The following is a 19,927-nucleotide window of genomic DNA, read 5'->3' on the forward strand; positions in this document are numbered from 1 at the left end:
CGCATCCCGCCGGCAGGCGCCACAGGACGCCGGACATGTGACGCGGCCGTGACGTGCGGCTGTGACGCCCCGTCCCACCCGTTTACAGCCGGACCGGATAGCCGATCTCGATGGTACGCGGGCGCGGCAGGCCGAAGCGGTCGACCGAGCGTTCGGCATTGCGGGCGAGGAAGGCGAAGATATGGGCGAGCACGTCGCGCACGCCCAGAATATCGTCGGGCGGCATCACACGCTCGTGACCGATGACATAGACCGCGTCGTCGGGATCGACGCCCTGGGCATAGAGCGCCGGGCCAAGCACGGCCGGCACGTCGATCTGCTGCATATAGCCGAAGCGCACATCGATGCGCAGATGGGCGGAGTCGAGCGGCAGCACGCGCACCCGCTCGTCCACCGGCACGCGCGGGCGCGAGGCGACCCACACCGAGACGATGACGGCGCGGGTGAACTGCACGTTGAGCAGTTCCGACAGGCGCCCCAGCGCCACCGGTGTCATCGCGCCACCGCGCGACAGGAAAATGGCGGTGCGCGGGCTCACCGCGCAGCCCGCCGGGCGGCCCTTGGCGACAAAATCGTCCAGCGGCTCGGTAAAGCGGCGCTGCTGCAGCCCCACCCCTTCCATGCCGCGCCGCCACGACACCATGACCACCAGCACCAGGGCGGCGATGGTGACCGGCAGCCAGCCGCCATCATGCAGCTTGGTGAGATTGGCGGTGGCGAAGGACAGGTCGATCACCCCCAGCCCGCCAGCGAGCGCCACCAGCGCCGGCCAGGGCCATTGCCAGCGGCGGCGGACATAGGCGACGAACAGGAAGGTGGTGGAGACCATCGCCATCGCCACGGCGATGCCATAGGCGGAGGCGAGACGGTCGGAGGAACCGAAGGAGATGACGATGGCCGCGCAGGCCGCCATCATGATCCAGTTCAGCCGGCCGACATAGATGTGCTGGTCATTGTGCTCGCTGGTGTAGCGGATGCGCATCGGCGGCAGGTAGCCGAGCTCGATGGCCTGTTTGGCGAGCGAGAACACGCCGGTGATGATGGCCTGCGAGGCAATGATCGTCGCCAGCGCGGCGAGGATCAGCAGCGGCACCTCGAAGAGGTCCGGCGCCAGATCGTAGAACGGGTTGCGCACGGATTCGCGGTGCACCAGCACATGGGCGCCCTGGCCGTAATAGTTGAGCAGCAGGGACGGCATGGCGACGAACAGCCAGGCGCGGGTGATGACCGGCCGGCCGAAATGGCCGAGATCGGCATAAAGCGCCTCGCCGCCGGTAACGGCCAGGAAGGTGGCGCCGAGAATGAGCCCGGAGAGCATAGGATTGTCGGCGAGCAGGAGGATGCCATGGCGCGGATCCAGCGCCGCCAGCACCTGCGGCGCCTCGATGATGCCGTGAATGCCGAGCGCCGCCAGCGACAGGAACCAGGTCAGCATCACCGGCCCGTAAAAGGCGCCGATGCGCTCGGTGCCGGCGCGCTGGGAGATGAAGACCAGCAGAATGACCAGCACGGTGACGGCGACGATCCAATGGTCGAGTTCGGGGGCGATCACCTCCAGCCCCTCCATCGCCGACAGCACCGAGATCGCCGGGGTGAGCACGCCATCGCCGATGAGCATGGCCGCGCCAACGAGGCCGGCGATAAGCAGGAACAGGCGCTTGCCGGTGGCGGAGCGGTGCAGGTCCAGCAAGGTGACGAGGGCCAGAATGCCGCCTTCGCCGTCATTGTCCGCCCGCAGCACCAGCATGACATATTTGAGCGTGACGGAGAGAATGATCGCCCAACTGATGAGAGAGAGCAGGCCCAGCACGTCGGCATCCGACACGGCGGGGCCGCCCACCGCATTCAGCCCCTGCTTGAAGGCATAGAGCGGGCTGGTGCCGATATCGCCGAAGACGACGCCGAGCGCTGCCAACTCAGCGGTGAAGGGGATCGCCCGGCGCCCGGCGGAGCGGCGCTCAGCCATGCAACGCCCCTTCGCGGCGGCCGTGATGCTCGCGGCCGGCACAGGCGGCAGTACCCCGCCGTCCACCGACGGTGCGTCGGGCAGAGAGCAGTGGCGCGGGAGGCGAGGCGAAGGAACGGGGCATGAAGGCCGATTCACGCAGAACAATGCCGAGGCATCGGGGGCACCGCAGCAATACCCCGCCGCGCCATCGCCGCCAAGCGCTGTGTGATCCCCCTCATGGCGGCGTCAGGGCCCCATGTTGGGCCGCGCATTGCGTGCATACACACGAATGTGACTCGGCGCGGGCGGTAGAGGTCCGAGGCGAGGGAGGAGGATTCTGGGGGCGGTTGATTCCTCCTCCCTCTACCAGCAGAACTGACATGTCCAAAGGCTTGCGGGTTCCTTCGGACCAGCGCGGCTGGCGCGTCGATCCTTAAGCGGTTCGCCGCAGCAGATCAATATCGGACCGAACCGTTCGGTCAATTGTGGATTTCAACCAATCGCCGGTGTTAGGATTGCTTGCTTGCCCGGGTCGATGCCGCGCACAGTATGGCAAACACCGCGCCTCATTGCTCCTCCGAACTGATTGTTCATGGCTGCTTTACCGGACTTCGCCCACCAGACGAGTGCCCAGCCTGCCGCCGGCCGAACGCCGGTCGGGGCCGGTGCTGGCGGGGCGCCATCCGCCCCCCCCGCGCCGAAGCGGGAGCAGATTCTGCGCGGCGCGCGCGAGGTGTTTCTCGCCTCCGGCTATGACGGGGCCAGCATGGGCGAGATTGCCCGCGTCGCCGGCGTATCCAAGGGCACGCTCTACGTCTATTTCACCTCCAAGGAAGATTTGTTCGCCGCGCTAGTGACGGAGGAATGCAGCCGCACGGCGGAAGCCTGCTTCGAGCTCGACCCCGATGCTCCCACCGAAGCCGCGCTGCGCGCCCTCGCCTCCCGCTATATCGAGGCCATGCTTGAGCCCGCCCATATCCGCACGGTGCGGATGGTGATCGGCGTTGCGGAAAAGCTGCCGGCCATCGGCCGTGCCTATCTCGAAGCCGGCCAGGAGGCCGGCGTGCTGCGGCTGTCCGGCTGGCTGCGGGCGAAGATGGCGCAGGGCGACCTCGCCATCGCCGATGTCGAGATGGCGGCGTGGCAATTCGTGCTGGGCTGTCAGGGCAAACTAATCATGCCGATGGTGTTCGGCGACCCTTCCCGCCCGGACGAGGCGGCCACCGCTCAGGTGGTGAACCACATGGTGGGGTCGTTCCTCGCCGCCTTCGCCGGCCCGCGCCTCGCGCCCTACGCTCCGGCGGGCAGCGCCGCCGCCAGCGCCGACAGTCCCTCGCGATAGGTCGGGTAACGCAGCGCCCCGCCCAGCAGGGCGTGCAGCCGCTCATTGCGCACCCGCCGGTTATCGGCCCAGAAGGACAGCGCCATCGGCGACATGCGCGCGGACGCCTCCTCGAAGCGCTCGGGCACGGGTGGTTCGACGCCGAGCAGCTGCGCGGCATGGCGCACGGGCGCGCAGGAGGGCGAGGGTTCGTCGTCCACCACATTCACCACCCCGTCGAAGCGCTGCGCCACGGCGGCGGCGATGGCGCCGGCGATGTCATCGACATGGATGCGGTTGAACACCTGGCCCTCACGCTCGATGCAGCGCGCGGTACCGTCCGCCACATCGATCAGCGCGTTGCGGCCGGGACCATAGATGCCGCCGAGCCGCAGCACCGCCACCGGGCGCCCCGCGCGGCGGCCGAGCGCCTGCCAGCCGGCCTCCGCCTCGATGCGGCGGCGCGCGCGCGGGGCGGCGGCGGCCGTGGCGGCACTCTCGTCGATCCACGCCCCGCCGGAATCGCCATAGACGCCGATGGTGGAGAGATAGACCAGCGGCCCCTGCCCCTCTGCCAGCGCTTCGCCGAGCGGACCGAGAAACGGGTCGCCCGCCTCCCCCGGCGCGGCGGAGACCAGCACCGCATCCGCCGCACGAGCGGCGGCGAGCAGGGCCGGCGCGGCGTCACCGTCGAAGCGCAGCATGTCCATCCCTGGCGAGGGCTCGCCCGTGCGGCTGGTGCCGATGCGGCGGACGAACGAGGCGCCGTGCAGGGCGACGAAGCGCCGGGCGCAATAGCCATGCCCGAGACAGAGCAGGGTTTGGGTCATGCGTGCTCTCCCGCTGAATCGATCAAGGCCAGTTGCCATTCCGCCCGCACCTCGGCGTCCGTTTCACCCGCATGGGCAGCGCTGAGGGCGGCGAAGGCGGCGGCCGGCAACAGCCGGGCGAGCGCCCACACCGCCGCGCCGCGCACCACCGGATCGGTATCGCCAAGATGACGCTCGGCCTCGGGCGCGAGGGTCCCATCGCCGGAATTGCCGATCGCCACCAGCGCGTTGCGCAGGAAGCGGGAGCGGCCGATGCGCTTGACCGGGCTCTTGGAGAAGCGCGCCCGGAAGCCCGCATCGTCAAGCCGCGCCAGTTCGGCCAGCGCCGGGGCGCGGTTCTCCTCTCGTGCCGCGAGCCGCATCTCGCGGCCGAGCGCGGCGAATTTGTTCCATGGGCAGGCGGCGAGGCAATCGTCGCAGCCATAGATGCGGTTGCCGACCAGCGGCCGCAATTCGCGCGGGATGGCGCCCTTCAGCTCGATGGTGAGATAGGAGATGCAGCGGCGCGCATCGATGCGGTAGGGCGCGGGAAAGGCGTTTGTCGGGCAGGCGTCGAGGCAGGCGCGGCAGGAGCCGCAATGGTCGACCTCCGGTGCATCGACGGGAAGCGCGAGATTGGTGGCGATGGCGCCGAGGAACAGCCACGAACCCTTGTCGCGCGAGACGAGATTGGTGTGCTTGCCCTGCCACCCGAGGCCGGCCGCCTGCGCTAGCGGCTTTTCCATCAGCGGCGCGGTGTCGACGAACACCTTGACGGCGACTGTGCCCGGCGCCCCGGCGCGGGGCACGAAGCGCGAGGCGATGCGCTTGAGCTTGCCCTTGATCAGCTCGTGGTAATCGTCGCCGCGGGCATAGACGGAAATCGCCCCGCGCGTGCGGGCGGAAAGAATGGCGCGCGGGTCCTCGTCCGGCCCGTAATTCAGCCCGAGCATCAAGAGCGAGGCGACCTCCGGCCACATATTGGCCGGGGCGGCGCGACGCTCGGCGGTCTCCGGCATCCACGCCATCTCGCCATGCGCCCCCTCCGTGATCCACTCTTGGAGGCGCGGCCCGGCATGGGGGATGGAGTCGGCAGCGGCGATGCCCATGGCGTCGAAGCCTTCCGCGCGGGCGAGCGCGAACAGGTGGTCTCTGGTCGCCTGCGGCGTCAGAAATCCAGATCCGCGTAGCACGGCGCCGGCGGCATGCCCGCCATGGTCAGCGCCAGCAGGGGCCGGAACGACGGACGCGACTTGATGCGGGCGTACCAGATCTTCGCTCCCTCATCTTCGTCCCAGGGCACGTCACCGAGATAGTCGACGCTGGAAATATGCGCGGCGGCGGCGAGATCGGCATAGGTCATGCGGTCGCCGGCAAGCCAGTTCCGCGCCTTCAGCAGCCAGCCGATATATTGCAGATGATAGCGGATATTGGAGCGCGCCGCGCGGATGGTGGCCATATCCGGCGGGCCGCCGCCGAGTTCGCGCGGTGTGTAGCGCTTGTACACCTTCTCGCGCACCAGCGGCTCGGAGACTTCGGCGAAGAATTTGTGGTTGAACCAGGAGGCGAGCCGGCGCACCTCCACCCGCTCGCCAATATGCACCGGCAGCAGCCGCCGGGCCCCGAGCGCGCTGCCGCGCGTCTCGTCGAGATATTCGGTGATGGGGTCGATGCCCGGCACCACGAAGCCGTCCTCCTCCACCAGCACCGGCGTCGCGCCGGCGGGGTCGAGCATGAGGAATTCCGGACGGCGCTCCCACACCCTCTCTTCGATCAGTTCGGGCTCGATGCCCATCTCGCTGAGGGCGAGACGCACGAGTCGCGAATGGGCGCAGAAGGGGTGGTGATAAAGCTGCATGTTCCGGGAGGGTTGTCGCGGACCGTGGGCGGGCGGCGCCTGAAATCGGTCTAGAAGGGATCGCGGCTCATCGCAAGCCATCGCGGCGTGAACAAGGCGGGTGCGGCTCTGCCGGGCGACGAACCCGGCCGGGCTTTTCGGGTTATGGTGTGCGAAGCGTTAACGGGGCAGGGAGAAGCACCATGGAAACGACGGCGGAGACCGGGCGTCCGCACGGCATCTTCATCTGGAACGAACTCAACAGCCGCGACGTTCCCGCCGCCAAGGCGTTCTATGCCGCGACCATGGGGTGGACGTTCGAGCCCATGCCGATCGAGGGCGGGCCGGACTACTGGATCATCCGCTTGGGCGACAAGCAGGTGGGCGGCATCTTCCCGCTGGAAGGGCCGGAATTCGACGGCATTCCCGAGCACTGGCTACCTTATATCGCGGTCGACGATGTCGATGCGCGCTGCGCGCGCGCCGTGGCCGCTGGCGGCCGATTGCTGCGGCCCCCATTCGACGTGGCGGGGGTCGGCCGCATCGCCATCGTTTGCGATTCGCAAGGCGCGGTTGCCGGTTGGATGACACCGAAAATGTAACCGACCGCCGGACGTCGGCGCTGGCTAACCTACCGTAACTTCAAATGATTCGGACGATCCGTTACGTCCGTGCCATATATGTGCCGTAATATGAACGGGCCGGCGCCTTGCCGCCGCCCATTTTCGTTCACGCCTGCCCCAAGGGGAAGATCGCCACGATGCAGTTTCACATCCCGGTTCCCGCCATTCGCGCCTGCGGCTTCTCCCTTCGTGAAGGGAGCCCCGAATTCGACGATGTGGGAGCCGGGCTCGACGAGGCGGAAGCGCTGGGCGTCGATCTCGTGGAACTTCCCGTCTACGCCTGGCACCTGGTGGTGAACGGGCGCATCCTCGACAACCGGCTGAAAGACCTCGTGCGGGCGCTGGAGGGCCGGCGGCTCGGCTACAGCGTGCATGGCGCGCTCGCGGTCAATCTGATGGACCTGCCCGAGCGGCTGCCGCGCCATGAAGAGGTGCTGGCCGCCCATATCGAGATCGCCGCCGCCATCGGCGCGCAGAACCTCGTCATGCATTCCGGCTTCGTGCGCGATGCCGACGACGATATCGAAGTCGCCTATTCCCGCCAGCGCGACGCCCTCGCCCGCGCCGGTGACCTCGCGGCCGCGAAGGGGGTGACGCTGTGCGTGGAGAACATTTTCCGCTTCATCCATGCGCGCGAAACCGCGACGCCGGCCAAGCTCGCCGGCGAGCTGGCGGCGATCGACCATCCGGCGGTCAAGGCGACGCTGGATGTGAGCCACGCCTATATTCGCTGCACCGATGCGCGGCTCGACCCCCTCGCCGAGATGGCGGCTTTGGCGCCGCATATCGCGCATTTCCACCTGCACGATTCCTTCGGCCGCCCCAATGAACGCCGGCCGGGCGATGTCTGGTACTACGACCCGGCCGAGGCGGTGGCCTTCGGAGAGGGCGACCTGCACCTGCCGATCGGCTGGGGCGGCATCGATTGGGACGCGGTGGTGCAGATGGTGCGCCCGCCGGCCGGCGCCGTTGCCATTCTCGAACTCAACCCCCGCCACTGGCGCGAACTGAGCGACCAAGTGCCGGTGCTGCGGGCGCTGGCCGGGCGCTTTCAGGCGGCGGTAACGCCGGCGGCGTGAGCGCCCCCGCGCCCGCGCCATCCCTTTGCCGGGCGAGGCTTTCGCCGCGCGCAGCTTTTCCGCGCACGCTGCTTCTTGCGGCGGAAACAGCCGCCCCCTATATCGGCCCCGAACGGCGCGGATAGCGTCGTACCCGATTGTTTGGGGGCCGGTCCGGGGGCGCGGCACATCTGACCGTACCTCCCCGGGTGCTTCAAGAAGGTCCGGCCGGCCTGCCGGAAGGAGAAACACATGTCTAAAGTCATCGGCATCGATCTCGGCACGACCAATAGCTGCGTCGCGGTCATGGAAGGCTCGACCCCGAAGGTGATCGAGAACGCGGAAGGTGCGCGCACCACGCCCTCCATCGTCGCCTTTACCGAGGATGGCGAACGCCTCGTCGGCCAGCCGGCCAAGCGCCAGGCGGTGACGAACCCCGAGCGCACCTTCTTCGCGGTGAAGCGCCTCATCGGCCGCCGCTACGAAGACCCGATGGTCGAGAAGGACAAGAAGCTCGTCCCCTACCAGATCGTGCGCGCCGACAATGGCGATGCGTGGCTGGAAGCGGACGGCAAGAAGTATTCGCCCTCGCAGATCTCCGCCTTCACCCTGCAGAAGATGAAGGAGACGGCCGAGGCCTATCTCGGCGCCAAGGTCGACAAGGCGGTCATCACCGTCCCGGCCTATTTCAACGACGCCCAGCGCCAGGCCACCAAGGATGCCGGCCGCATCGCCGGCCTCGAAGTGCTGCGCATCATCAACGAGCCCACCGCCGCCGCGCTCGCCTATGGCCTCGACAAGAAGTCGGCCGGCACGATCGCGGTCTATGACCTCGGCGGCGGCACGTTCGACGTGTCCGTGCTGGAGATCGGCGACGGCGTGTTCGAGGTGAAGTCCACGAACGGTGACACGTTCCTGGGCGGCGAAGACTTCGACATGCGCCTCGTCACCTATCTCGCCGACGAGTTCAAGAAGGAGCAGGGCATCGACCTGCGCAACGACAAGCTCGCCCTGCAGCGGCTGAAGGAAGCCGCCGAAAAGGCCAAGATCGAGCTGTCGAGCGCCTCGCAGACCGAGATCAACCTGCCCTTCATCACGGCGGATGCCTCGGGCCCGAAGCACCTGACCATGAAGCTCACCCGCGCCAAGTTCGAGGCGCTGGTGGACGACCTGATCCAGCGCACCATGGAGCCCTGCAAGAAGGCGCTCAAGGATGCCGGCCTCACCGCCGGGCAGATCGACGAGGTCGTGCTCGTCGGCGGCATGACCCGCATGCCCAAGGTGCAGGAGATGGTGAAGCAGTTCTTCGGCAAGGAGCCCCACAAGGGCGTCAACCCGGATGAAGTGGTCGCCATCGGCGCCGCGATCCAGGCGGGCGTGCTGCAGGGCGACGTGAAGGACGTGCTGCTGCTCGACGTGACCCCGCTCTCGCTCGGCATCGAGACGCTGGGCGGCGTGTTCACGCGCCTGATCGACCGCAACACCACCATCCCGACGAAGAAGAGCCAGGTGTTCTCCACCGCCGAGGACGGCCAGACCGCGGTGACCATCCGCGTGTTCCAGGGCGAGCGCGAAATGGCGGCGGACAACAAGCTGCTCGGCCAGTTCGATCTCGTCGGCATTCCCCCGGCGCCCCGCGGCGTGCCGCAGGTGGAAGTCGCCTTCGACATCGACGCCAACGGCCTGGTCAATGTCTCGGCCAAGGACAAGGGCACCGGCAAGGAACAGCAGATCCGCATCCAGGCCTCGGGCGGCCTCTCGGACGCCGACATCGACAAGATGGTGAAGGACGCCGAGGCGCATGCCGAGGAAGACAAGAAGCGGCGCGCGGCCGTCGAGGCGAAGAACCACGCCGAGGCGCTGATCCACTCGACCGAGAAGTCGCTGGCCGAATATGGCGACAAGGTCGGCGCGGCGGAGAAGGCGGCGATCGAGACGGCGCTGGCCGATCTCAAATCGGCGATGGAAGGCAATGACGGCGAGGCCATCGCCGCCAAGACCAACACGCTGGCGCAGGCCTCCCTCAAGCTGGGCGAAGCCATGTATGCCTCGCAGCAGGGCGATGCCGGCAGCGCCGAGGCGCCGAAGGACGATGTGGTGGACGCCGAGTTCACCGAGGTCGACGACGACAAGAAGAAGTCGGCCTGATCCCTCTCTGAGCGCCGCCCCCGGACCTCGTTCCGGGGGCGGATTTCTTTCCGTGGCCGCGCCGCCGGTGGCGCGCCGCCACGGGTGGCGTTAAGCCCTTCACGCAGGCGCACCGCCCGGGCCCCTCCCGGCAAGCTTCCTGCATGGCGGCCCGAACCGCCCGCCGCAGGACGCGCCGGCGGCGGCCAAGGATGCGACGGCACAGCGACCCATGTCCAAACGCGACTATTACGAACTCCTCGAAGTCACCCGGACCTGCAGCGACGGTGAGCTGAAAAGCTCCTACCGCAAGCTCGCCATGAAATGGCACCCGGACAAGAACCCCGGCAACAGCGACGCCGAGCTGCGCTTCAAGGAGATCAGCGAGGCCTATGACGTTCTGAAGGACCCGCAGAAGCGCGCCGCCTATGACCGCTTCGGCCATCAGGCGTTCGAGAACGGAATGGGCGGCGGGGGCGGCCCCGGCTTCGGCTCCGACTTCGCCTCGACCTTCTCCGATATTTTCGACGATCTGTTCGGCATGTCCGGTGGCCGGCGCGGCGGCGGGGGTGGCGGCGGACGCGGCGGGCGCGAGCGCGGCGCGGACCTGCGCTACAATATGGAAATCACGCTGGAGGAGGCGTTTGCCGGCAAGGATGCGACCATCCGCCTGCCGACCTCCATCACCTGCGAGAGCTGCTCGGGCAGCGGCGCCAAGCCTGGCACCCAGCCCACCACCTGCCGCACCTGCTCCGGCTCCGGCCGTATCCGCCAGGCGCAGGGCTTCTTCACCCTTGAGCGCACCTGCCCGACCTGCCAGGGCCGTGGCCAGGTGATCGAGGACCCATGCCCGGCCTGCGCCGGCGCCGGCCGCACCACCAAGGAGCGCACGCTGGAAGTGGCGATCCCCGCTGGCGTGGAAGACGGCACCCGCATCCGCCTCGGCAATGAGGGCGAGGCCGGTGTGCGCGGCGGCCCGCCGGGCGACCTCTACATCTTCCTCTCGCTCGCGCCGCACGATTTCTTCCAGCGCGACGGGGCGGATCTGTTCTGCCGCGCGCCGATCTCCATGGTCACCGCCGCGCTGGGGGGCACCTGCGAGGTGCCGACCATCGATGGCGAAACCACCAAGGTGAAAATCCCTGAGGGCACCCAGTCCGGCAAGCGCTTCCGCCTGTCCGGCAAGGGCATGCCGGTACTTCGTAGCCGTACGCGCGGCGACATGTATGTGCAGGTCGTCGTCGAAACGCCACAGAACCTGACGCGACGTCAGCGTGAACTTCTGGCCGAATTCGATACCGAATGTTCAAAGGACACCCATCCCGAATCCAGCGGCTTCTTTGCCAAGGTGAAGGATTTCTTTGCCGGCGACGCCGATTAAGCCGCAAAACGTAATCGGCGCGTCATCGCGGGGCCTTAACAGGAGGGCTTGCGGCCTTTAGTGTCGGCCTCGGTCCTCTGTCGCCCCGCTCGCACCTGCGTGCCGCGCCTTCCCGCCACGGCTTACCGGAATCGAAGTCGCATGCTCCATCGTTCTGCCTGCCCCTCGCCGAAAGAGCGCCCCGACGAAGTTCGCTTCCTCCAGTCCTGGCTGCAGAATCCGCTCCGCACCGGGGCGGTGTCGCCCTCGGGCCGGGCGCTGGCCCGCACCATGGCGAACTATGTCGACCCCGCGCAGGATGGCCCGGTGATCGAACTCGGGCCCGGCACCGGCCCGGTGACGGCCGCGCTCATCGCCCGCGGCGTGGCGCCGGAGCGGCTGGTGCTGATCGAGTACAATCCGGAATTCTGCAAGCTGCTGCGGCTGCGCTTCCCCGCTGCCACCGTCATTCAGGGCGACGCCTACAACATGGCCCGCACGCTCGACGGCCAGCTGGGCCGTCCGGCGGCGGCGGTGGTTTCCAGCCTGCCGCTGTTCACCCGCCCGGCGCCGGAGCGCCACGGGCTGCTGGACCAGGCTTTCGGCCTTTGCGCGCCCCGGGCGCCCTTCATCCAGTTCACCTATGCCGTCGTCTCCCCGGTGCCGCTGGCGCCGGAGCGGTTCGACGCCCATGTCAGCCAGCGCATCTGGGCCAACCTGCCGCCGGCGCGCGTCTGGGTGTATCGTTCCACCAAGCGCGAGGCCGCCGCGCCGGAGCTTGCCGCCATCAGCGCGTGAGGCCGGAAGCGCCGCCACCACGGGAGGTTCTTCATGCGCCCGCCGCGTATCCTCACTTTCGCCGGCTCCATCCGCACCGGCTCCTTCTCCGCCAGCCTCGCCGCGCTGGCAGCCAAGGAACTGGCGCAGATGGAATGCGAGCCGGTGCTGCTCTCGCTCGCCGACTACCCGATGCCGATCTATGACGGCGATCTCGAAGCCGCAGAGGGCGTGCCGCCGGCGGCCAAGCAGCTGCGCGACCAGCTTGCCCGAGCCGATGGCGTGTTCATCGCCACGCCGGAATACAATGCAGGCCTGCCGCCGCTGCTGAAGAACGCGCTCGACTGGGCCAGCCGTGTGCGCGGCGGCGAGGGTGACGCGTTCAAGGGCCCGGTCTATGCCATCGGCTCCTCCTCCCCCGGCGGGCTCGGCGGCTACCGCGCCTCCATGATGCTGCGCCAGACGCTGGCGCTCGGCCTCGGCTGCCTCGTGCTCGCCGAGCAGGTGATGGTGGCCGGCGCCTCCCACGCCTTCGACGCGCGCGGCGACTTCACCGACGAGAAGGCGCGCGAAAGGTTGCGCGCGGTGATGACAGCGCTTATCGAGCAGGCGGCGCTGCGGGCGGGTCTGCGCGCCTGAACGAGACGGCGTCTTCCCCCGGAAGGCGCGAGCGCGGAGACCGTCTGCATGCACGCCCCTGTTCCCGATCCGCGCGACCGGCTCATCGTCGCGCTCGACCTGCCCTCGGTCGGGGCGGCGGAAAGTGTGATTTCCCGGCTCGGCGACAGCGTGAATTTCTACAAGATCGGCTATGAGCTCGGCTTCGCCGGCGGGCTCGGCCTCGCGCGCGAATTGATCGCCGACGGGCGCAAAGTGTTCATCGACTTCAAGCTGCACGATATCGGCAACACGGTGGCGCGCGGGGTCGCCAGCCTCGCCGCGCTCGGCGCCAGCTTCGCCACCGTGCATGCCTACCCCCAGACCATGCGCGCGGCGATGGAAGGCAAGGGCGCCAGCCCGCTGCGCATCCTCGCCGTCACCGTGCTCACCTCCTATGACGAGGCTGACCTCAATGAGGCCGGCTATGGCGCCGGCGTCGCCGAGACGGTCGCCCGCCGGGTGGCGCAGGCGCGCGAGATCGGAATTGACGGTATCGTCTGCGCGCCGACCGACGCCGCTTCCGTGCGCGCGGCGCTGGGGGCCAAGGGCGCCATCGTCACCCCCGGCGTGCGCCCGGACGGCAGCGATGTCGGCGATCAGAAGCGCATCGCCACGCCCTTTGCCGCCATCCGCGCCGGGGCCGATCATCTCGTGGTCGGGCGCCCCATCGTCGCCTCGCCCGATCCCGCCGCCGCCGCCCGCGCGGTGCAGGCCGAGATCGCCCGCGCGCTTTCCTGAACCGACGCAGAAGGACCGACCCCATGGCCAAGGGCTACTGGATCAGCCGCCTCGATGTGCACGATACGGAGGGCTACAAGCCCTATCTGCAGGGCGCGGAGCCGGCGATCGCCGCCTTTGGCGGGCGCTTCCTGGTGCGCGGCGGCACGCCCGAAGCGCTGGAAGGCACCGCCCTGTCGCGCAATGTCGTGGTGGAGTTCAAGGATTACGACACCGCGCTCGCCTGCTTCCATTCGCCGGAATACCAGGCCGCTTATACCCACCGCGTCGCCTCCTCGGACGGCGATCACCTTATCATCGAGGGCTATACAGGCGACCAGCCGGCGTCCGCGACGATCGACGGCCCGGCGGACGGACCCGGCACCGGCTATTGGGTGATGCGGATCGACGTGCACGACATGGAGACCTACAAATCCTATGTCGCCGCCGACGCGGTCGCCATCGCCAAATATGAGGGCTGGTTCGTCGTGCGCGGCGGCCGGCATGAAGGGGTGCACGGCACGGCGCGCTCGCGCAATGTGCTGGTCGCGTTCAAGGATCTTGCCACCGCGCTCGCCTGCTATCACTCGCCGGAATATCAGGCCGCCCTCGCCTTCCGCAGCAAGGCGGCAGTGGCGGAAGTGATCGCCATCGCCGGGGTTTGAGAACGGCGCCTCAAGACCTCACGCGGCTTTGTCGCGCCCCGCGCCGCGCACCGGTGGACAAGGCGGGTGAGTCCTGCTATGTGCCCTCACCCTGATTGGCTGCCCGTCGTCCCGGAGCTCCGGAACACCCGCGTCAATCGCCAGAATTCAACGATGCGCGACACGCGAAGCACGAAAGAGGAAGACACGTGCAGGTTCTCGTTCGGGACAACAACGTCGACCAGGCCCTGAAGGCGCTGAAGAAGAAGATGCAGCGCGAGGGCATTTTCCGCGAGATGAAGCTGCGCGGGCACTACGAGAAGCCGTCCGAAAAGCGCGCCCGCGAGGAGGCCGAGGCCGTCCGCCGCGCGCGCAAGCTGGCCCGCAAGCGCGCCCAGCGCGAAGGCCTGCTGCCCTCCAAGCCCAAGATCGTTCCCGGCGGCCCGCGCTGAGACGACGCGGCGTCCCCTCGCGGGACGCCCGTTTTGAGCGCATCCCGAGCGCGGTGACTTCTGTCGCCGCGCTTTTTGCGTTGGAGATTCCGCGTTTTGAGTAACCCTGTGCCGACCACCCTCTCGGACCTGCGCGCGGTGCCGGCCTTCGCGTCCGTCGTCGCTGATCGCGTCTGGCGCGCCTGGTGGAAGGACAAGGGCGTGGCGCTCACCGACCTGCGTGCCCGGCTGGACGAGAGCTTCGGCCCGGACCCGGTGCCCTCCACCTTCGTCGCCCATGAGGGCGACCGCTTTCTCGGCTGCGCCGCGCTGATCGCCTGCGATGTCGAGGAGCGGCCTTTGCTGACGCCCTGGGTGGCGGCGCTGTGGGTGGAACCGGAGGTCCGCCGGCAGGGCATAGCGGTGGCGCTGATGGCGCGGGCAACGGAAGCAGCCTTCGCCGCCGGCCATCCGCGCGCCTATCTCGCGGCGGAGACGGCGCTGGCGCCCTATTATGCGGCGCGGGGCTGGGCGCCGGTGGAATCCGATGTCGACGGGCTGGAGATTTTCGCCCGGTCGCGCAGCTGAAGGCGCCGCCGCCTACTGGCGGTTAAAGGGGATCGTGTACTCCCCGGCGCGGATGCGCTCGGCCAGACGCTCGGCAAAGCCGGCGGCGGCTTCCTCGCCATAGGTGGCGACCATGGAACGAATGGCGGTGAACAGCGCCGCCTGCGCCAGACAATCCTCGTCCAGCCCGTCATAGACGGCTTCGTTCCACGCCTCATCGAGATAGGCGAGCGCGGCATGGCGCTCATCCTCATGGGCCTGGTCGGCCTTGTCGTCGATGTCGAGCGTTTCAGGATGCTGAGACAAACCAAATCCTCCGCGTGCCGGTCTTCCGCCCCGCGGGGCACGCAACGCCCGAACCTTAGCATGCCGTGCCGGCACGTCCGCCCAAGAATTGAAGGACGGTTAATTTGCCGCGGCATAAAAGCGACAGCTGTGACATAATCGTACGGCTGGGGCGGTGTTCCGCTCAATTGCTGCCGTAGCGCGTCGCCACGTCGCGGGCGAGCTTGGCGCCGGTCTCGAGATAGCGCTGGCTGGCAAGCTCCGCCGAGGGCGTGCAGCTGCGATAGACCTGGCGATAGCTTTCATAGCCATTGTTGAAGGCGGCGGTGAGCTGGCCCCGCCGGTCGCCGGACGGCGCCTCCACATCGAGCAGGCCCTGCATCTCGTCGCGCCAGCGCGCGGTTTCCGCCGCGCCGCAGAGCGGGCGCAGATAATGCAGCGCGCCGAGGATTTCCGCGAGATGCATCAGGTCCGCCTCATAGGGCGGCGCGCCGCCCTGCGTCGCCTGCGCCGCCGCCGGCAGCGGGGCGAAGGTGAAGCACGCCAGCAGGGCGAGCAGGAGGGAACCGGGCGCGGTGCGTCGCATGAGGCTGGGATGCGCCGCCGCCGCGCGGGCGTCAAGAGCCCCGGCGCCGCTATTGCGCCTCCGGCACACCATCCGCCTGCGCCAGCAGAAAAGCCGCCTCGACGATGCCGGCCAGCCCTGCGGTGGTTTCCGTGGGAAGGGCGGCGGGCAGGAACCAGCCGACTTCCGCCGCCTCCGGCCCGGTCGAGGGCTCGCCCGCCACCCAGCGCGCGGCGTGGCTGACGACGACGAAATGGGCGGTCAGCGTGCCTGCCGCATCACGCGGGAGGATATCGAGCGCGCCGGCGACGCCGAGCACCTCGCAGGCGACGCCCACCTCTTCCATCACCTCGCGCGCGGCGGCTTCCGCCAGCGTCTCGCCGGGCTCCACCCGCCCGCCGGGCAGCGTCCACAGCCCCTTTGCCGGCGCGTTGCCACGCCGCGCCAGCAGCACACGCCCGTCACGAAAGACGGCGGCGCTCGCGGCAAGCACGGGACGGATCGGAACAGTCATAAGCGGGCCTCCGGCCAGGGGAATCGCGGCTCATCCTAGAGCACGTTCCGATCTGATTGCATCGCGATCAGATCGGTAAAACGTTCTCTATCAATATTTTAGAGACTGATTCACCGATCAGGTTGGTTCAACCTGATCGGATCAGGCTCTAGCCGGTTTTGCCCGCCTTCCCGAGGGCGCGCGCCCGAAAGGAGCCGCAATCGCGGCCGAAGTTGCGAGGCAGTGGACGGAGGGGAGACATGATGAGCGGGACGGGCCAGCGCGGCGCGCATGCAGGACATTTCGGCGCGGGTGCCCTGCTTCTCGCCGGGGCGATGCTTCTGGCTAGCCTGCCGGCAGCGGCGCAGACCGCCGCACCCGGCGCCAAGCCTACCGCGGCGGACCCGAAGACCGACCCGCTCTGCGCCTCCTATGGCGCCGGCTTCACCCGGCTGGCCGGCTCTTCCACCTGCGTGAAGATCACCGGCAGCGTGCAGGCCGATTTCTATGACACCAAGGTCAACAGCAGCGGCCGGGTCGACGCGCTGACGCCGGGGCTCAAGAGCAAATAGGCGGCGCAGCAGACGCGCACGCCGCCACCACTCAGCGCCCGCGTGCGGCGAAATAGCGGGCAATCACCTCCGCGAAGACACGGGTGAGCGCCGCCACCTCCTCGACCGGCGTCGCCTCGTCCACCGCGTGCATCGAGGTGCCGACCAACCCGAATTCGATCACCGGGCAGAAATCCTTGATGAAGCGCGCATCCGAAGTGCCGCCTGTCGTTGAGAGTTCCGGCCGCCGCCCCGTGGTCCGCGCGATCGCCTCCACGACGAGATCGACGAATTCGCCCGGCGCGGTGAGGAAGCTGTCGGAAGAGCGCGGCTCGAAGGCGAGGGCGTAGCGCACCTCGTTGCCCGCCGCCGCCCGCACCTGCCGCTCGATCTCGGCGGCCAGGGTTTCCGGCGTCCACAAATCGTTGAAGCGGATGTTGAAGCGAGCGCGCGCCTCGGCGGGAATGACGTTGAAGGCGGGATTGCCGACATCAACCGAGACGATTTCCAGGTTCGAGGCCTGAAAATGCGCGTTGCCGCCATCGAGCGGCTCGGTGGTCAGCGCGGTGAGCAGCTTCACCATGCCGGGGATCGGGTTCTCGGCGAGATGGGGGTAGCCGACATGGCCCTGCTTGCCCAGCACGGTCAGCGTGGCGGAAAGCGAGCCGCGCCGGCCGATCTTCACCATGTCGCCGAGTTCCACCCGCGAGGTCGGCTCGCCGAGCACACAATGGTCGATGCGCTCGTCGCGGTCGGCGAGCCAGCGCAGCAGCTTCTCCGTACCGTTGATCGCGGGGCCTTCCTCGTCGCCGGTGAGGAGGAAGGAGATCGAGCCCGGCAGCTCCGCGTGGTCGGGGTCATGGCCATAGGCGCCGGCGAAATCGAGCCCGGCGGCGATGAAGGCGGCCACGCCTCCCTTCATGTCGACGGCGCCGCGCCCATAGATGACGCCCTCATGGATCGCGCCCTCGAAGGGGGGAAAGCGCCACTGCGCCGCATCGCCGGGCGGGACCACGTCGGTGTGGCCTGCAAAGCAGAGGTTGGGGCCGCGCGTGCCGAAGCGGGCGTAGAGATTTTCCACATCCGGCGTGTCCGGGCTGGTCAGCGTCACCCGGTGGGTGGCAAAGCCGGCATTGGAGAGCAGCGCGTCGAGATAGGCCAGCGCCCCGCCTTCCGCCGGGGTCACCGACGGGCAGCGGATCAGCGTGCGCAGGATGTCGATCGGGTCGGCAGGCGGCTGGGAGGGTGCGGTGGCGGTCATGCAGGTTCCTCTCATCGTCATCCCGGACGGCCACAGGCCGATCCGGGATCGCGTACCGACGGCATGCCCCGGCTACCGCGCGCGATCCCGGCTTTTCGCTACGCTTCGGCCGGGATGACGGTCAAGCGGGAGCGTGAGGAACCGGCGCTCAGTCGCGCAGCAGGTCGTTGATCGAGGTCTTGGAGCGGGTCTGCTCGTCCACGCGCTTGACGATGACCGCGCAATAAAGCGACGGGCCGGGCTGTCCATTGGGGAGCGGCTTGCCGGGCAGCGCGCCGGGCACCACCACGGAATAGGCCGGCACCTCGCCGACGAAGATCTCGCCGGTGGCGCGGTCGACGATCTTGGTGGTGGCGGAGATGAACACGCCCATGGACAGCACCGAGCCGCGGCGGACGATGACGCCTTCCACCACTTCCGAACGGGCGCCGATGAAGCAGTCATCCTCGATGATGACCGGGCCGGCCTGCAGCGGCTCCAGCACGCCGCCAATGCCGACGCCGCCGGAGAGATGCACATTCTTGCCGATCTGCGCGCAGGAACCGACGGTCGCCCAGGTGTCGACCATGGAGCCGGAATCGACGCGGGCGCCGAGATTCACGAAGGACGGCATCAGCACGACATTCGGGGCAATGAAGGCGGAGCGGCGGACGATGGCGCCCGGCACGGCGCGGAAACCCGCGGCGCGGAACTCGCCCTCGCCCCAGCCCTCGAACTTGGAGGGCACCTTGTCCCACCAATGCGCGCCGCCGGGGGCGCCGGGAATGGCGGTCATGTCGTTGAGGCGGAAGGAGAGCAGCACCGCCTTCTTGAGCCACTGATTGACGGTCCAGTTGCCGTCGGCGCCCGGTTCGGCCACGCGCGCCTTGCCGGCATCGAGCAGCGCCAGCGCCTCGTTCACCGCGTGGCGGATCTCGCCGCCGGTCTCGAAATTGACCTCCGCCCGGTTGTCGAAGGCGGTTTCGATGATGCTCTGAAGCTGGCTCGACATGTCATTCTCCGCTGTTCGCGGGTCTTGTCCGGTCGCGCGGCGCTTCTGTCAACGGCCGAGTCGTCTCAGGCGCTCCGCAGGCCGTTCAGGAACGCGGTCAGGTCGTCGGTCACCACGTCGATATGGTCGCCGTCGCGGCCCTCATGTTCCCATGCCTCACGGTCGGCGGGGTTCACCGCGAGGCCCGGCGGCACCACCAGCACGGTGCGCATGCCGAGCTGCGCCGGCACTTCCAGGTTCCGCGCGAGGTCCTCGAACATGGCGGCGCGGCTTGGGTCCACATCGAAGCGAGAGAGGAAGCCGCGATAGGCGACCTCGTGCGGCTTGGGGTGAAATTCCGAGGAAACGATGTCGTGCACATCGGCGAAATGCTCGGAAATGCCGAGCTTGGCCAGGATCTGCTCGGCATGGCCGCGCGAGCCATTGGTGTAGACCAGCTTGCGCCCCGGCAGCGCGCCGAGCGCCTCCCCGAGCGCCGGGGCGGCCTCCAGGCTGGTGAGGTCGATGGCGTGGACATGGGCGAGGAAGGCGTCCGGGTCCATCGCGTGCTCGATCATCAGGCCGCGCAGCGAGGTACCGTATTTCCGGTAATAGCCCTTCTGCAGCGCGAAGGCCTCGTCCAGCGTCAGGCCGAGGAAGTTCGCGATATAGGCGCGCATCTTCATGTCGATCTGCCGCCACAGGTCGAGCCCGGGCGGATAGAGCGTGTTGTCGAGATCGAACACCCAAGTGTCGACATGGGAGAAGTCGACAGGGGCGGCAGTGAGCGCGGAGGGGGAAGACAGGGAAGCGGACATGCGGCTGTTCTAGCCGAAACGGCCCCGGCCGTCATGCCCGTGCCGGCAGCGTGGGATAATGGAGACCCCGCTGGGGAGAAGCGGGGCGGCAGGCGCCGCCCCGAT

21 protein-coding genes and 2 pseudogenes are annotated in these 19,927 nt (G+C 68.5%); 13 read left to right on the forward strand and 10 right to left on the reverse strand.

What is annotated here, in order from left to right; all coding sequences use genetic code 11:
- Positions 1 to 82 precede the first annotated feature (82 nt).
- Positions 83 to 1,966 (reverse strand): potassium transporter Kup, encoded by a 1,884-nt coding sequence (locus ACO07Z_RS11255; protein ID WP_421698808.1) that lies wholly within the window; start codon positions 1,964 to 1,966, stop codon positions 83 to 85.
- Positions 1,967 to 2,540: 574 nt separating this feature from the next.
- Here ACO07Z_RS11255 and ACO07Z_RS11260 point away from each other — a divergent pair.
- On the forward strand, positions 2,541 to 3,290 hold the full coding sequence (locus tag ACO07Z_RS11260; protein WP_421698809.1) for a TetR/AcrR family transcriptional regulator: 750 nt from the start codon (positions 2,541 to 2,543) through the stop codon (positions 3,288 to 3,290).
- On the opposite strand, the gene ACO07Z_RS11265 is transcribed toward ACO07Z_RS11260, so the two are convergent.
- The 3 genes from ACO07Z_RS11265 to ACO07Z_RS11275 are packed head-to-tail and all read right to left on the reverse strand — an operon-like array spanning position 3,239 to position 5,936.
- Positions 3,239 to 4,099, reverse strand: coding sequence for an NAD-dependent epimerase/dehydratase family protein (locus ACO07Z_RS11265; protein WP_421698810.1), 861 nt, complete (start codon positions 4,097 to 4,099; stop codon positions 3,239 to 3,241). The genes ACO07Z_RS11260 and ACO07Z_RS11265 overlap by 52 nt on opposite strands.
- On the reverse strand, positions 4,096 to 5,271 hold the full coding sequence (gene queG / locus ACO07Z_RS11270; RefSeq protein ID WP_421698811.1) for a tRNA epoxyqueuosine(34) reductase QueG: 1,176 nt from the start codon (positions 5,269 to 5,271) through the stop codon (positions 4,096 to 4,098). Before queG ends, ACO07Z_RS11265 begins: the two co-directional genes overlap by 4 nt.
- Complete coding sequence (locus ACO07Z_RS11275) at positions 5,247 to 5,936, reverse strand: glutathione S-transferase family protein (protein WP_421698812.1); 690 nt, start codon at positions 5,934 to 5,936, stop codon at positions 5,247 to 5,249. The genes queG and ACO07Z_RS11275 overlap by 25 nt, the downstream gene beginning before the upstream one ends.
- 182 nt (positions 5,937 to 6,118) lie before the next feature.
- On the opposite strand from ACO07Z_RS11275, the gene ACO07Z_RS11280 reads away from it, so the two are divergent.
- The 11 genes and pseudogenes from ACO07Z_RS11280 (at position 6,119) to ACO07Z_RS11330 (ending at position 14,900) form a co-directional block, all read left to right on the forward strand.
- A complete protein-coding gene (locus ACO07Z_RS11280) occupies positions 6,119 to 6,517 on the forward strand; it encodes a VOC family protein (RefSeq protein WP_421698813.1) in 399 nt (132 codons plus the stop codon).
- Between the two features lie 158 nt (positions 6,518 to 6,675).
- Positions 6,676 to 7,617 (forward strand): sugar phosphate isomerase/epimerase family protein, encoded by a 942-nt coding sequence (locus tag ACO07Z_RS11285; RefSeq protein ID WP_421698814.1) that lies wholly within the window; start codon positions 6,676 to 6,678, stop codon positions 7,615 to 7,617.
- 231 nt (positions 7,618 to 7,848) lie between these two features.
- Positions 7,849 to 9,744 (forward strand): molecular chaperone DnaK, encoded by a 1,896-nt coding sequence (dnaK, locus tag ACO07Z_RS11290; protein WP_244379808.1) that lies wholly within the window; start codon positions 7,849 to 7,851, stop codon positions 9,742 to 9,744.
- A 211-nt stretch (positions 9,745 to 9,955) separates the two neighbouring features.
- Positions 9,956 to 11,104: a molecular chaperone DnaJ gene (gene dnaJ / locus ACO07Z_RS11295; protein WP_421698815.1), complete on the forward strand. Its 1,149-nt coding sequence runs from the start codon at positions 9,956 to 9,958 to the stop codon at positions 11,102 to 11,104.
- A gap of 141 nt (positions 11,105 to 11,245) precedes the next feature.
- On the forward strand, positions 11,246 to 11,881 hold the full coding sequence (locus tag ACO07Z_RS11300) for a class I SAM-dependent methyltransferase (protein WP_421698816.1): 636 nt from the start codon (positions 11,246 to 11,248) through the stop codon (positions 11,879 to 11,881).
- Between the two features lie 33 nt (positions 11,882 to 11,914).
- Positions 11,915 to 12,499: an NADPH-dependent FMN reductase gene (locus ACO07Z_RS11305; RefSeq protein ID WP_421698817.1), complete on the forward strand. Its 585-nt coding sequence runs from the start codon at positions 11,915 to 11,917 to the stop codon at positions 12,497 to 12,499.
- Positions 12,500 to 12,547: 48 nt separating this feature from the next.
- Positions 12,548 to 13,258 (forward strand): orotidine-5'-phosphate decarboxylase, encoded by a 711-nt coding sequence (gene pyrF, locus ACO07Z_RS11310; protein ID WP_421698818.1) that lies wholly within the window; start codon positions 12,548 to 12,550, stop codon positions 13,256 to 13,258.
- A 23-nt stretch (positions 13,259 to 13,281) separates the two neighbouring features.
- Positions 13,282 to 13,581 (forward strand): annotated as a pseudogene (locus tag ACO07Z_RS11315) (DUF1330 domain-containing protein); the annotation flags it as partial.
- 51 nt (positions 13,582 to 13,632) lie between these two features.
- Positions 13,633 to 13,902: pseudogene (locus ACO07Z_RS11320) on the forward strand (DUF1330 domain-containing protein); the annotation flags it as partial.
- Between the two features lie 188 nt (positions 13,903 to 14,090).
- The gene (gene rpsU, locus ACO07Z_RS11325) at positions 14,091 to 14,333 is read left to right on the forward strand and encodes a 30S ribosomal protein S21 (protein WP_421698819.1); all 243 of its coding nucleotides are present in this window, start codon (positions 14,091 to 14,093) and stop codon (positions 14,331 to 14,333) included.
- Between the two features lie 96 nt (positions 14,334 to 14,429).
- On the forward strand, positions 14,430 to 14,900 hold the full coding sequence (locus tag ACO07Z_RS11330; RefSeq protein WP_421698820.1) for a GNAT family N-acetyltransferase: 471 nt from the start codon (positions 14,430 to 14,432) through the stop codon (positions 14,898 to 14,900).
- Between the two features lie 12 nt (positions 14,901 to 14,912).
- Here the strand turns inward: ACO07Z_RS11330 and ACO07Z_RS11335 are convergent, their stop codons facing one another.
- The 3 genes from ACO07Z_RS11335 to ACO07Z_RS11345 form a co-directional block, all read right to left on the reverse strand.
- Entirely contained in the window at positions 14,913 to 15,185 is a 273-nt protein-coding gene (locus ACO07Z_RS11335) for a hypothetical protein (protein WP_421698821.1), read from the reverse strand.
- A gap of 163 nt (positions 15,186 to 15,348) precedes the next feature.
- Positions 15,349 to 15,750: a TIGR02301 family protein gene (locus tag ACO07Z_RS11340; protein WP_421698822.1), complete on the reverse strand. Its 402-nt coding sequence runs from the start codon at positions 15,748 to 15,750 to the stop codon at positions 15,349 to 15,351.
- A 49-nt stretch (positions 15,751 to 15,799) separates the two neighbouring features.
- Positions 15,800 to 16,243, reverse strand: coding sequence for an NUDIX hydrolase (locus ACO07Z_RS11345; RefSeq protein ID WP_421698823.1), 444 nt, complete (start codon positions 16,241 to 16,243; stop codon positions 15,800 to 15,802).
- A gap of 239 nt (positions 16,244 to 16,482) precedes the next feature.
- On the opposite strand from ACO07Z_RS11345, the gene ACO07Z_RS11350 reads away from it, so the two are divergent.
- Positions 16,483 to 16,794 carry a hypothetical protein gene (locus tag ACO07Z_RS11350; protein ID WP_421698824.1) on the forward strand — a complete coding sequence of 104 codons (312 nt, stop codon included), beginning with the start codon at positions 16,483 to 16,485 and terminating at the stop codon, positions 16,792 to 16,794.
- A 31-nt stretch (positions 16,795 to 16,825) separates the two neighbouring features.
- On the opposite strand, the gene dapE is transcribed toward ACO07Z_RS11350, so the two are convergent.
- The 3 genes from dapE to ACO07Z_RS11365 all read right to left on the reverse strand — a co-directional run bounded on the left by dapE (position 16,826) and on the right by ACO07Z_RS11365 (position 19,822).
- Positions 16,826 to 18,034 carry a succinyl-diaminopimelate desuccinylase gene (gene dapE, locus ACO07Z_RS11355; protein WP_421698825.1) on the reverse strand — a complete coding sequence of 403 codons (1,209 nt, stop codon included), beginning with the start codon at positions 18,032 to 18,034 and terminating at the stop codon, positions 16,826 to 16,828.
- Positions 18,035 to 18,182: 148 nt separating this feature from the next.
- Positions 18,183 to 19,025 carry a 2,3,4,5-tetrahydropyridine-2,6-dicarboxylate N-succinyltransferase gene (gene dapD, locus ACO07Z_RS11360; protein WP_244379819.1) on the reverse strand — a complete coding sequence of 281 codons (843 nt, stop codon included), beginning with the start codon at positions 19,023 to 19,025 and terminating at the stop codon, positions 18,183 to 18,185.
- A 65-nt stretch (positions 19,026 to 19,090) separates the two neighbouring features.
- The gene (locus ACO07Z_RS11365; protein WP_421698826.1) at positions 19,091 to 19,822 is read right to left on the reverse strand and encodes a pyrimidine 5'-nucleotidase; all 732 of its coding nucleotides are present in this window, start codon (positions 19,820 to 19,822) and stop codon (positions 19,091 to 19,093) included.
- Positions 19,823 to 19,927 lie beyond the last annotated feature (105 nt).

It is taken from the genome of Ancylobacter sp., from assembly GCF_965229075.1.
In the GTDB taxonomy this organism is placed as follows: Bacteria; Pseudomonadota; Alphaproteobacteria; order Rhizobiales; family Xanthobacteraceae; genus Ancylobacter.

Coding starts and splice junctions, on each gene's coding strand:
- ACO07Z_RS11275 (WP_421698812.1), bottom strand. CDS start 5,936: ATGCAGCTTTATCACCACCCCTTCTGCGCCCATTCGCGACTCGTGCGT.
- ACO07Z_RS11350 (WP_421698824.1), top strand. CDS start 16,483: ATGATGAGCGGGACGGGCCAGCGCGGCGCGCATGCAGGACATTTCGGC.
- dapE (WP_421698825.1), bottom strand. CDS start 18,034: ATGACCGCCACCGCACCCTCCCAGCCGCCTGCCGACCCGATCGACATC.
- ACO07Z_RS11260 (WP_421698809.1), top strand. CDS start 2,541: ATGGCTGCTTTACCGGACTTCGCCCACCAGACGAGTGCCCAGCCTGCC.
- pyrF (WP_421698818.1), top strand. CDS start 12,548: ATGCACGCCCCTGTTCCCGATCCGCGCGACCGGCTCATCGTCGCGCTC.
- ACO07Z_RS11285 (WP_421698814.1), top strand. CDS start 6,676: ATGCAGTTTCACATCCCGGTTCCCGCCATTCGCGCCTGCGGCTTCTCC.
- ACO07Z_RS11300 (WP_421698816.1), top strand. CDS start 11,246: ATGCTCCATCGTTCTGCCTGCCCCTCGCCGAAAGAGCGCCCCGACGAA.
- dnaJ (WP_421698815.1), top strand. CDS start 9,956: ATGTCCAAACGCGACTATTACGAACTCCTCGAAGTCACCCGGACCTGC.
- dapD (WP_244379819.1), bottom strand. CDS start 19,025: ATGTCGAGCCAGCTTCAGAGCATCATCGAAACCGCCTTCGACAACCGG.
- ACO07Z_RS11265 (WP_421698810.1), bottom strand. CDS start 4,099: ATGACCCAAACCCTGCTCTGTCTCGGGCATGGCTATTGCGCCCGGCGC.
- ACO07Z_RS11365 (WP_421698826.1), bottom strand. CDS start 19,822: ATGTCCGCTTCCCTGTCTTCCCCCTCCGCGCTCACTGCCGCCCCTGTC.
- ACO07Z_RS11255 (WP_421698808.1), bottom strand. CDS start 1,966: ATGGCTGAGCGCCGCTCCGCCGGGCGCCGGGCGATCCCCTTCACCGCT.
- ACO07Z_RS11280 (WP_421698813.1), top strand. CDS start 6,119: ATGGAAACGACGGCGGAGACCGGGCGTCCGCACGGCATCTTCATCTGG.
- ACO07Z_RS11305 (WP_421698817.1), top strand. CDS start 11,915: ATGCGCCCGCCGCGTATCCTCACTTTCGCCGGCTCCATCCGCACCGGC.
- dnaK (WP_244379808.1), top strand. CDS start 7,849: ATGTCTAAAGTCATCGGCATCGATCTCGGCACGACCAATAGCTGCGTC.
- ACO07Z_RS11345 (WP_421698823.1), bottom strand. CDS start 16,243: ATGACTGTTCCGATCCGTCCCGTGCTTGCCGCGAGCGCCGCCGTCTTT.
- ACO07Z_RS11340 (WP_421698822.1), bottom strand. CDS start 15,750: ATGCGACGCACCGCGCCCGGTTCCCTCCTGCTCGCCCTGCTGGCGTGC.